This is a genomic window from Halomonas sp. HP20-15, assembly GCF_033446685.1.
In the GTDB taxonomy this organism is placed as follows: Bacteria; Pseudomonadota; Gammaproteobacteria; order Pseudomonadales; family Halomonadaceae; genus Modicisalibacter.
Window position 1 is genome coordinate 209,078 of sequence record NZ_JAWQLY010000009.1, and the last position, 9,245, is coordinate 218,322.

Sequence of the window (9,245 nt, forward strand, 5' to 3'; positions counted from 1 at the left end):
TGCTGAGATCCCGTCGCCAACCGTTTTATTTCTACATCAACAGGCGAGGTCAAATGGTGGGTGCGAGTACGGTTTTCGTGGCGTTGGCGGCTCTTTTTTGGGGTTTGTCGGGCGGGATTGGCGGAATCCTTATGGCCGATGGCTGGGACGCGTTCGTGGTTTCTTTCTACCGGGGCGCGATCGGACTGCTGTGCGTCCTCGTCTGGCTAATGCTGCGCCCACACGGTAGTGGGCTGGCAAATCGCTGGCTATGGTTCTGGTCAGTCATTGCCGGTATCGGCGTAGCAGGCAACTTCTCATTCTACTTCTTGAGCATTTCGCACGGTAGCGTTGCGGTTGCGGCTACGTTGATGTACTGCGCACCGGTGTTCGTGTATCTCGTGTCTTTCGCTCTAAAACTGGAAAGCCCCACTCCGCTGAAGTGGGCCGCGATTGTGGTGGTAATGCTCGGTATCATGTTGCTTACACAAATCTACGACGTCGGTGCTAGCGGTGTTACAGCGCTTGGTGTAGTGGCCGGTCTGCTCGCTGGGCTGGCTTATGCGATATTCATTTTCGGTTTCAAATATGCGGCGGCGCACGGTAGCCCCCAGGCTATTCTCTCAATAGCGTTTGCGGTACTTGCCATTATTCTTATCTGGCCGAGCGATACCGGCCAGACGATTGCGGCTCTGGGTACACAGGATTGGCCGCTGTTCGCGGTGCTAGGTGTGCTGGGCGCAGGATTATCTTTCGTCCTTTATATTATCGGCCTGAATCACACTGCTCCGGCCGTGGCCTCAATTGTGGCAATGGTCGAACCGGTCACTGCGACGCTGTTCGGCGTCGTTGCTTTAAATGAAAGCCTGGTGGGACCGCAAATTCTAGGGATGGGGCTGATATTAGTTGCAGTGACTGCGCTTAGCGTATATTCGAACTCTGGGCGGCCATCTTCTGGCAGAGTCACTAGCTAATTAGCATTCGAGTTGATGCCCGCCATTAAGATTATCATTATCGGTATGTATTAAACTAAGCTTGGTAGCGGGCGTGACGCAGCCAAGCCACTGACGTTATCCTCTCGATGGAACTATTTGATCGTCTGCATCGATGATTGTCTGGCAGTGCTGGGCGACCGCCATGGTATGAAATGGCCAGAGCATTAAGGCCCTTTGGGATGAGTGGGAATTGAGTGTGGGGCTTGGTGCAGCGTTGATGCCGCACGTGTCCGGCTCTATCGAGCCATCTTGTTGGGTCGGCTCGGTAAGATAATTACTTCTCGGCGCCGCGTTCGAGACAAGTGTTGATTTTGTTGGCGCCCCCATCAGGATTCGAACCTGAGACCTTCCCCTTAGGAGGGGGATGCTCTATCCAGCTGAGCTATAGGGGCTTCGCTTGCAGGCTTGCCGAGCGCAATCGGTCCACGCGCCGAACGAGGCGCATTATAAGCGTCTGACAGCACGAGATAAACCTTTGCGCCGCCAAGGCCTTCTCGCTCAGGCGGGCTGCTCGGGGGAAAGGGCGGTTTTCAGGGGGTAAGCGGGGCGTGCGTCCGCGCTCAGGTAGCGCTCGATCAACAGCGACACCGGCATCGGCTCGCCGAACAGGAAGCCTTGCGCCAGATCGCAACCCAGCCCGCGCAGCTTTTCGAGCTGCTTGTCGCGCTCCACGCCCTCGGCCAGCACCTGGCGCTGCATGGCGTGGGCCATTTCGATGATGCCGCCGACGAATTGCCGCTGGTCCTCGCGGGAGTCGAGATTCTTGATCGCGCTGCGGTCTATCTTGAGCGTGTCTATCGGCAGGTGGTTGGCGTAGGTAATCGAGGAAATGCCGGAGCCGAAGTCGTCGAGGGCGATCGAAGTGCCCAACAGCCGCGCCTCTAGCAACTGGCTGCAGGCCAGGTCCAGATCGTGGAAATGGCTCGATTCCAGCACCTCGATGGTCAGGTAGGGCACCGTCAGCTTGAGCGCGTCACGGGTCTCGACGATGGCGCGCAGGAAGCTTCCGGTTTCGATCTGATCCTGGGACAGATTGATGCTGACCGGGGTGGCGTGGCCGGCGTCCTGGAGGCGCTTGGCCATGTAGCCGGCCTCACGCACCAGCCACTGACCGAACGGCAGGCTCAGCGAGGAGTGCATGATCACCTCGATGAAATGCTGCGGCCCGAGCAGCCCCTTCTGGGGATGGCGCCAGCGGGCCAGCGCCTCGAAACTGTGCGTCTGGTTGCTCGCCAGGTCGATGATCGGCTGATAGTAGAGTTCGAGCTCGCCGTTCTCGAAGGCGTCGCGGATCCGCTGGAAGGCGTCCTGGCTGCGCGATTCGATGAAGCGTTGCGCCTTGGCGATGCGGTTCTTGCCGCCAAGTTTGGCCTCGTACATGGCATGGTCGGCGCTGTCGATCAGGGTCGGCGGGCTCTGCCGGTAGTCGCTGGTGAAGGCCAGGCCGATCGAGACCGAGACGTTGACCAGCTCGCCGTTGGTGAGCAGGAAAGGCTGGGTCAGGTCGTCGATGATCTTTTGCCCGACCTTGAACGCCTTGTCGCTATTGCCCATGCCGCCGAGTGCGATGACGAACTCGTCGCCGCCGAAACGCGCGACGATGTCGGTACTGCGCATCAGCCGCTTGAGTCGCCGGCTGACCTCGACCAGCAACTCGTCGCCGGCGGCGTGGCCGTAGCTGTCGTTGATCGGCTTGAAGTCGTCGAGGTCCATGAACAGCACCGACAGGCCGCTCTCGACGAACTGCAGGCCGGCCAGGTGGCTTTCGAGCATCACGGTGAAATGCTCGCGATTGTAGAGCCCGGTCAACGGGTCGTAGATCGCCATTCGCTCGAGGCGCGCCTGGTTGAGGCGCTGCTGGGTGATGTCGCGGAACACGCCGACATAGTTGATCACCTCGCCGGCGTCATTGCGCACGGCCGAAATGGTCGAATTCTCGATTAGTTGGCTGCCATCCTTGCGGGTATTCCAGATGTCGCCGGACCAGAAGCCGTGCTTGTCCACCGCGGCGAACAACGATTGATAGAAGGTGGCGTCGTGCTTGCCGGATGACAGGATATGCGGCTTCTTGCCAATTACCTCGGCGCGCTCGTAGCCGGTCAGTGCGGTGAAGGCCGGGTTGGTGTCGACGATCGTCCGCTCGGCGTCGGTGATGATGATGCCGTCGTGGGTGCTGTCGAATACCGCCTTGGCGAGCCCCTGGCGGCGCTGATCGGTGACGTCGCGATGGGTAGCGATCACGTAGCGATGCCCATCGGCGCTCTCGGTTACCGACAGAGTCAATTCGTCCCAGAGCTGGCCGCCGTCGCGACGACACAGCGCCAGCGTGTGGGTCGCCGGCGCGCGGCTGGCCAACGCCTCGCTCAGCCAGGTCTCGATATTGCTTCCGCTGTCGCAGGTGACGAAAACGCTGCGCGCAGGAACCAGCGCCTCCTGGCGGGAATAGCCGGTGAGCTGCTCGAAGCCGGCGTTGACGTACAGCACCGGAAAATCGGCGGCCTCGCCGTCGATGATCGAAATGGCGATGCCGGGCAGTTCCAGCACTTTGACAACGGGTTCCAGCAGGGGAGGCAATTGGCCCAAGGTGATACTCCTGTGCAGCCGGCGATCCTCTGGCAATCGATTGGTTATCGGCCGTGGCAGCGAAGACTTGAGCGCGAATTCGCCGGTGGGTAGAGCCCCGCGGGCGGCGGCGCTAGACTGGCGTCTTTTCTCGGACAAGAGGCAAACGGTGAGCGCTCACGACCGCATATTCGACGGCCTGGCCGACAAGTTCGCCGATAGCCTGTATGGCAAGCCGCGCGGCGAGCTGCGCCTGGCGCTGCTCGACGACCTGTTGCCCCGCACCCTGACGCTGTGCGGCCAGCCGGCGCTGGATGTCGGCGGCGGATTGGGTCAGATGAGCGCCTGGCTGGCGAGGCGCGGCCATCCGGTGACGCTGGCCGAACCCTCCGGCGAGATGCTCGAGCGGGCGCGCGAGGCGCATGCCGGGCTGCCAATCGATTTCAGGCAGTTACCGCTTCAGGCGCTGGGCGAGGCCGCTCCCGGCCCGTGGCCGCTGGTCGTCTGTCACGCGGTATTCGAATGGCTCGCCGAGCCGCGCCAGGCGCTGGCGGCGTTGAGTCGGCTGCTGGCGCCGGGCGGGCAGCTCTCGCTGATGATCTTCAACCGCGACGCGCTGCGCTTCTCGAACATCGTCAAGGGCAACCTGGAGAAGGCGCTGGACGATCGGCTGGCGGGTACCGGCCAGCGCCAGCGCTTGACCCCGATCTCACCGCTGACGCATGCCGAGGTCAGCGGCTGGCTCGCCGAAGAAGGCTTGGTCGTCGAGCATGTCGCCGGTATCCGGGTCTTTCACGATTACCTGCGCGAGCGCGACCCGGACGCCGCGACGCTGGCCCGGCTGTTCGAGCTCGAGCGGCGCTATTGCGACGTCGACCCGCACTGGCGGCTGGGGCGCTACCTGCTCTACCACGTGCGCAAACCCGACCGGCCTGTCCCGGCGAATGAAACCCGCGGAGGTGTGAAATGAGCGCGACGACCCCGGTCTGCCAATTGCTCGAGCGCCAAGCCGGCGACTATCGAGGCTGGCTGTGGGTGGCACCGCCGACCGATTCCTGGTTGACGGCGCAGGCGCCGGGGCCGTTGTGGAGCGCCGATCTCACGCTGGTCCGACAGTGGCGGGCCGGCGGCTTGAGGGCGTATGACGCGCTGGACGCCGAGCTCGACACGCCGCCCGGAGCCGTGCTGTTCTGGCCCAAGGCCCACGCGCTGGGCGAATGGTGGCTGCTGGCGCTGTGTCACCGGTTGCCCGCGGGTACGCCGCTGCAGGTGGTGGGCGAGAACCAGGGCGGCATCAAGCGGGTGCTCAAGGTGCTGGCGGCGTTGGGGCTGGGGTGCCGCAAGCTCGACAGCGCGCGCCGTTGCACACTGTTCGAGACGCGCGTCGGGCCGGTCGCGCTGGATCCCGATGCGGTGTGGCAGCAATTCGAGGCGGCCGGACTTACGCTGGCCAGCCATCCCGGGGTGTTCGGCCACGGCAAGCTCGACGACGGTACGCGGTTATTGCTCGAGCATCTGCCCCACGAGCTGGGGCGCCGGGGCGAGCGCGTGCTCGATGTGGGCTGCGGCGACGGGGTCATCGCCGCGAGCCTGGCGCAACGCGGCGCTACGGTCACCGCGCTCGACGTCAGCGCCTTCGCCGTGGAGGCGACCCGGCGCACGCTGGCTCTCAACGGCCTGGCGGCCGATACGCCGAATGGCGCGGTGGTGCAGAGCGACGTCTACGACGGCCTGGCCGATGGGGAACGCTTCGCGGCGATCGTCAGCAACCCACCGTTTCATCAGGAGCGATCGATCGATTACGGACCGGTGGCGCGGTTGATCGCCGAAGCGCCCGCGTGGCTCGAGCGCGGCGGTAGCCTGCTGCTGGTGGCCAATGCCTTCCTGCCGTATCCCGACCGTCTCGAGGCGGCCTTCGGGCGCTTCTCGATTCTCGCCGACGACCGGCGCTTTCGGGTCTATCGGGCGATACGCCGCTGACTCTCGCTCGCTCAGCGTTGAGGGTCGCGGTAGTCGATGGCGGTGACGATGTAGCTCGTCTCGCCGCCCGGCGCGGCGACCGTGACCTCGTCGTCGAGTGCCTTGCCGAGCAGGGCGTGGGCCAGCGGCGCGTCGACGCTGATCCAGCGCTTGGCGGTATCGGTCTCGTCGTGACCAACGATGCGGATCGCCAGCTCCTCGCCGTCTTCGTCTTCCAGGGTAACGAAAGCCCCGAAATACACCCGACCGGTATCCGCCGGCAGGCGATCGACGACCTGCAGTTCGTCGAGCCGCTTGCCCAGGTAGCGGATGCGCGCGATGACCCGGTTGAGTTCCTTCTTGTTATAGGTGTAGTCGGCGTTCTCGCTGCGATCGCCCAGCGCGGCGGCCTCGCCGACCTTGGCCGAAATCTCGGGACGGCGCACCCGCGACAGGTGGTCGAGGATGCCGCTGAGGCGGGCGTGGCCTTCCGGGGTGATCAGGTTGCTCTTGGCTTCCTGGCGCGGATCCTTGGCGGGATCGCGCCAGCGCGTCATGTTGCGGCCTTTCATGGCATCGGGTCGTCATAGCGGCTTGCGGTAATCCGGCCAGCCTACGCAACCCGGCCGCGAAGGCCAAGCTGTGCCGAGGATTCGACGAAGACCGCATAGTGAATCATACAAACGTTCGTTATGTTGCTGGTGAGTAGGATGCGCGACGAGCCGGTTGGCTCGTGTCACCGCCGCTGGCGGATTGTCGAGGAGTCGAGCGATGCTGTGTAAACGTCTGTTGGGAGCGGCCGTGTTGGCCGTCATATTGTCGGGAATCGCGGGGGGCGTCATGGCGCAGCCCGATCCGGTCTATCCGCTGATCAAGCGCTGGGCGCAGATCAACTACCACATGCAAGGGGACGCCCAGGAAAAGGCCTTCGCGCAATTGGCCGGCGATGTCGACCAACTGGCAACGGCGCGGGCTGGCGATGCCCGGGTGCTGACCTGGCAGGGCATCATCCTGGCCTCGCAGGCGCGCGCCAAGGGCGGGTTGGGTGCCCTGGGACTGGCCAAGCAGGCGCGCGCGGCGCTCGAAAGGGCGATCGAGATCGATCCCCGCGGCGATGACGGCTCGGCCTACGTCACCCTGGGCACGCTTTACGCCAAGGTGCCGGGTTGGCCGGTCAGCTTCGGCGACGAGGAGAAGGCCGAGCGACTGCTCAAGAAAGCCGTCGAGATCCGTCCGCAGGGCATCGACACGCTGTACTTCTACGCCGACTTCCTGCACGAGCAGGGGCGCGACGCCGCGGCGCTGGAGTATGCCCAGCGCGCCGATGCGGCGCCCGGGCGCCCTGGACGGGAGGCGTCCGATGCGGGGCTGCGCGAGGAGATTCGCCGGTTGCTGGGCGAGTTGCGCCAGGGCTGACGTTGCTCGAGGCCGGTCCGTTGCGTCCGCGACGGGCGGCTTAATCGAGGCGCGACTTGGAATCCATCCATCGGCCCGGGATAATGGGGCGCATTGTGTCCGCGCCCGGAGAACGCCCCGGCCGATTGGAGAGCCCATGACCGACGACAATTCGCAGGCCGTCGCGCGCTTTACCGGTGCCGATGTCGAGCAGCTGGAAACCGAGTCGCTCTATCGGGGCTTTTTCAGCCTCGAGCGCCGCCACCTGCGTCATCGCCTGTTTCACGGTGGCTGGAGCCGCGTGCTCGACCGCGAGGTGCACGTGCGCCGCGACGCAGTGGGCGTGCTACTCTACGATATCGAGCGCGATAGCGTGGTCCTCGTCGAGCAACTGCGTGCCGGGGCGCTCGACGATCCGCTCAGTCCCTGGAAGCTCGAACCCGTCGCCGGGTTGATCGAAGCCGGCGAGGACCCGGCCGAGGTGGCGCGCCGTGAAGCCATGGAGGAGGCGGGTTGTCACATCGACGAGCTGATCGAGTTGTACAGCTATTATCCCAGTCCCGGGGGCAGCGACGAACGCGTCACGCTGTTCTGCGGGCTCGTCGACAGCCGCGAACTGGGCGGCGTGCATGGCCTGGAGGAGGAGGACGAAGACATCCAGGTACATGTGTTGCCATTCGCCCGCGCCCAGGAGTTGCTCGAGGCGGGGCGGCTGGATAACGCTATGTGCCTGATCGCCTTCCTCTGGCTGACACGCGAAAGGGCCTCATTGCGAGCAAGGAGATAAGCCGTGGCCAGAACCGCGTATGTCACTGACCTAAAAACGCTGCAGGGCGAATGTACCGCCAACTACCTGCGCCTGACGCGGCTGCTTGGCGAGTTGGAGGCCGGCGAGGTGCGCGAGGTGCCGCTGACCGCCGGCGCCGGCTGTTTCGGTACGCTGTGGCTGGAGGTCGCCGAGCGCGCGCCCTACACGACCATCGTGCGGGTGGCCCAGACCGGGGTGCTCGACGGCATCATCGATTCGCCGCGCATGAACGTGCACCTCTATCACGACGTGCGCATGGCCGAGGTCACCGACTTCCAGCGCCAGCGCCACTTCAGCGGGCGTTATCGCTATCCCAACCCGCGAATGCATCAGCCCGACGAGAAACTCCAGCTCAACCGTTTTCTCGGCGAATGGCTCGAGCATGGCCTGGCGCACGGCCGCGCGATCGACCTTTCGGCGACGCGCTAGTTACTTTCGGCGGGTCGCGAGCGTCGCGTGGCTGCCGGTTTCCCCTGTTGTTGGCCCTCGTCGGAACGCCCGGTGCGTATTCCGTACCTAGGGCGCGATACGCTCTCGCGAGCCATGGAGTGAACGTACGAATGCGGCTGGTCCAAGTCACCGATTGCCACCTGCATGCCGATCCCGCAGCCCGTTCGCGAATGGGCGTGCCGCATCGCCAGCTCCACGCGGTACTCGAGCGGGCGCGCTCGCTGCGCCCCGACCTGCTGCTGGTGACCGGGGACATCAGTCAGGACGAGTCGCCGGCCTCCTATCGCCACGCCGCCGAGGCGTTCTCGGCGCTGGAGTGTCCCTGGTTCTGGCTGCCCGGCAATCACGACCGGCCGCAGTACATGGCCGAGGAGCGGGAGTTGCTCGACGAGGTCGACCTGGGCGAGTGGCGTTTGTTGCTGCTCGATTCCCACGTCAATGGCCAGGCCCATGGCGAACTCGGCCAGGCCCAGTTGCAGGCCCTGGCGCTGGCCCTGGAGGAGGACGACCGGCCGACCCTGCTGGCACTGCATCATCCGCCGGTCGAGGTGGGCTCGGCGTGGATGGATGCCATCGGCCTGACCGATCGCGAGGCCTTCTGGCAGACCCTTGCCGCCTACGCGCAGGTGCGGGCGATCCTGTTCGGACACATCCACCAGGCCTTCACCGCGCGCCATGCCTCGATGCAGGGCGAGATCGTCATCTACGGCTGCCCGGCGACGGCCGACCAGTTTCTCGCCGGCTCGCCGGAGTTCGCCATCGACGAGGCCTCGCGCCCGGGGTTGCGCGTGGTCGACCTGGATGCGTCGGGGCTCAATACCTGGATAGAGCGCATCGACAGCTGACTTTTTATATTCCTTGATGCGATTAAGGAATGTTTCTTAATTCTTTGACGTTATCGTCACTCGCTCGGTAACGTATCCCCGTTCGTCTTCCTGCGTCCGGGCTTGGTGCGTCGTTTTCACGCTGGCCGATGCGGGAGCCCATTGCTTACGAGAGGTCGCAAGCCGAGATGCTTTCCCCCGAACGCCAGACTCACCTCAAGCAGCTCGAAGCCGAGTCGATCCACATCATCCGCGAAGTGGCCGCCGAGTTCC

General features: G+C 64.4%; 9 protein-coding genes and 1 tRNA gene. 7 read left to right on the forward strand and 3 right to left on the reverse strand.

The annotated features are described in order from the left end of the window. The first annotated feature begins 53 nt into the window (after positions 1-53). Entirely contained in the window at positions 54-953 is a 900-nt protein-coding gene (locus R6258_RS13535) for a DMT family transporter (RefSeq protein ID WP_318451128.1), read from the forward strand. A 336-nt stretch (positions 954-1,289) separates the two neighbouring features. On the opposite strand, the gene R6258_RS13540 is transcribed toward R6258_RS13535, so the two are convergent. Continuing rightward, a tRNA-Arg gene (locus R6258_RS13540) sits at positions 1,290-1,366 on the reverse strand. A gap of 106 nt (positions 1,367-1,472) precedes the next feature. After that, the gene (locus R6258_RS13545; RefSeq protein ID WP_318451130.1) at positions 1,473-3,557 is read right to left on the reverse strand and encodes an EAL domain-containing protein; all 2,085 of its coding nucleotides are present in this window, start codon (positions 3,555-3,557) and stop codon (positions 1,473-1,475) included. 148 nt (positions 3,558-3,705) lie between these two features. On the opposite strand from R6258_RS13545, the gene R6258_RS13550 reads away from it, so the two are divergent. After that, positions 3,706-4,506, forward strand: a complete 801-nt coding sequence (locus R6258_RS13550) for a methyltransferase domain-containing protein (protein ID WP_318451132.1) — start codon at positions 3,706-3,708, stop codon at positions 4,504-4,506. Next, entirely contained in the window at positions 4,503-5,516 is a 1,014-nt protein-coding gene (locus R6258_RS13555) for a class I SAM-dependent methyltransferase (protein ID WP_318451134.1), read from the forward strand. Before R6258_RS13550 ends, R6258_RS13555 begins: the two co-directional genes overlap by 4 nt. An 11-nt stretch (positions 5,517-5,527) precedes the next feature. On the opposite strand, the gene greB is transcribed toward R6258_RS13555, so the two are convergent. Continuing rightward, positions 5,528-6,067: a transcription elongation factor GreB gene (gene greB / locus R6258_RS13560; RefSeq protein ID WP_318451136.1), complete on the reverse strand. Its 540-nt coding sequence runs from the start codon at positions 6,065-6,067 to the stop codon at positions 5,528-5,530. A gap of 268 nt (positions 6,068-6,335) precedes the next feature. On the opposite strand from greB, the gene R6258_RS13565 reads away from it, so the two are divergent. From R6258_RS13565 to R6258_RS13580, 4 genes are all read left to right on the forward strand, one after another. Beyond that, entirely contained in the window at positions 6,336-6,911 is a 576-nt protein-coding gene (locus R6258_RS13565) for a hypothetical protein (protein ID WP_318451138.1), read from the forward strand. A gap of 136 nt (positions 6,912-7,047) precedes the next feature. Further along, positions 7,048-7,677, forward strand: a complete 630-nt coding sequence (locus R6258_RS13570; protein WP_318451140.1) for an NUDIX domain-containing protein — start codon at positions 7,048-7,050, stop codon at positions 7,675-7,677. 3 nt (positions 7,678-7,680) lie between these two features. Continuing rightward, complete coding sequence (locus tag R6258_RS13575; protein ID WP_318451142.1) at positions 7,681-8,127, forward strand: DUF1249 domain-containing protein; 447 nt, start codon at positions 7,681-7,683, stop codon at positions 8,125-8,127. A gap of 131 nt (positions 8,128-8,258) precedes the next feature. Beyond that, positions 8,259-8,993, forward strand: a complete 735-nt coding sequence (locus R6258_RS13580) for a metallophosphoesterase (protein ID WP_318451144.1) — start codon at positions 8,259-8,261, stop codon at positions 8,991-8,993. The last annotated feature ends 252 nt before the right edge of the window (positions 8,994-9,245 follow it).

Excerpts from the sequence above, each read along its gene's own strand:
- greB (WP_318451136.1), bottom strand. The coding sequence starts at position 6,067 with ATGAAAGGCCGCAACATGACGCGCTGGCGCGATCCCGCCAAGGATCCG.
- R6258_RS13580 (WP_318451144.1), top strand. The coding sequence starts at position 8,259 with ATGCGGCTGGTCCAAGTCACCGATTGCCACCTGCATGCCGATCCCGCA.
- R6258_RS13535 (WP_318451128.1), top strand. The coding sequence starts at position 54 with ATGGTGGGTGCGAGTACGGTTTTCGTGGCGTTGGCGGCTCTTTTTTGG.
- R6258_RS13570 (WP_318451140.1), top strand. The coding sequence starts at position 7,048 with ATGACCGACGACAATTCGCAGGCCGTCGCGCGCTTTACCGGTGCCGAT.
- R6258_RS13555 (WP_318451134.1), top strand. The coding sequence starts at position 4,503 with ATGAGCGCGACGACCCCGGTCTGCCAATTGCTCGAGCGCCAAGCCGGC.
- R6258_RS13565 (WP_318451138.1), top strand. The coding sequence starts at position 6,336 with ATGGCGCAGCCCGATCCGGTCTATCCGCTGATCAAGCGCTGGGCGCAG.